1 protein-coding gene is annotated in these 1080 nt (G+C 75.0%); it reads right to left on the reverse strand.

From position 1 onward, the window contains the following. On the reverse strand, window positions 1-1032 hold a 1032-nt coding region (locus G3I71_RS44740; RefSeq protein ID WP_164324611.1), incomplete at its 3' end, for a CaiB/BaiF CoA-transferase family protein. Between the last annotated feature and the right edge of the window lie 48 nt (window positions 1033-1080).

Here is a 1080-nt window from a genome sequence, read left to right on the forward strand (position 1 = left end):
CTCCCGCCAGCGGTCGCGCGCCGCCAACTGCGGATGCGCCGCCACCTGCGCCACCGAGTTCAGCCGCGCGCAGGCGATGCCCGCCGCCTCCAGCCTCCGGATCGCCTCGTCCGCGTCCAGTGCGGCCAGCGCCCCGGCCACCACCGCGTCGGTCCGCTCCCGGCCCAGGGTGCGGGCCGCGTTCGTCGCGAACGCCGGATCGTCCGCCAACTCCGGCCTCTCCAGCACCTGTTCGGCCAACCGTCGCCACTCGCGGTCGTTCTGGACCGACAGCAGCACCCGGTCCCCCTCCGCGGTCGGGTAGGCGTCGTAGGGTGCGATCACGGCGTGGGCGAGACCGGTCCGCACGGGCTGCTCCCCGCCGTGCATCGTGTGGTGCAGCGGGTGCCCCATCCACTCGGCGAGGGCGTCCAGCATCGACACCTCCACCCGGCCCCCGCGCCCCGTGATCCCGCGGCGCAGGAGCGCGGCGAGCACCCCCGAGAACGCGTACATGGCCGCCGCGATGTCCGCGGCCGGAATCCCCGCCTTGACCGGTCGCTCCGGGGTTCCGGTCACCGACACCAGCCCCGCCTCGCACTGCACGAGCATGTCGTAGGCGCGCTTGTGCGCGTAGGGTCCCTCGGCCCCGTAGCCGGAGACGTCCACGGCCACCAGCCGCGGGTACCGGGCGCACAGCGCGGCCGAGTCCAGCCCGAGCCGGGCGGCGGCCCCCTGGGCGAGGTTCTGGACGAAGACGTCCGCGCCGGCGAGCAACGCGTGCAGGACCTCCCGGCCACGCGCGTCCTTCAGGTCGAGCGCCAGCGACTCCTTGCCCCGGTTGGCCCACACGAAGTGCGAGGCCAGGCCCTTCGCGGCGGTGTCGTAGGCACGCGCGAAGTCGCCGCCGTCGGGGCGCTCGACCTTGATCACCCGGGCACCGAGGTCGGCGAGCTGGCCGGTGGCGAAGGGGGCCGGGACGGCCTGTTCGACGGCGACGACGGTGACACCGTCGAGGGGGAGCGGATCCTGGGGGCGTGAGTCGGGGGTCATGGCAGCCTGCCTACCCGGTCCGACCCGGATCTGTCACCCCCCGCCCGG

Source organism: Streptomyces sp. SID12501 (assembly GCF_010550245.1).
Taxonomy (GTDB): Bacteria; Actinomycetota; Actinomycetes; order Streptomycetales; family Streptomycetaceae; genus Streptomyces.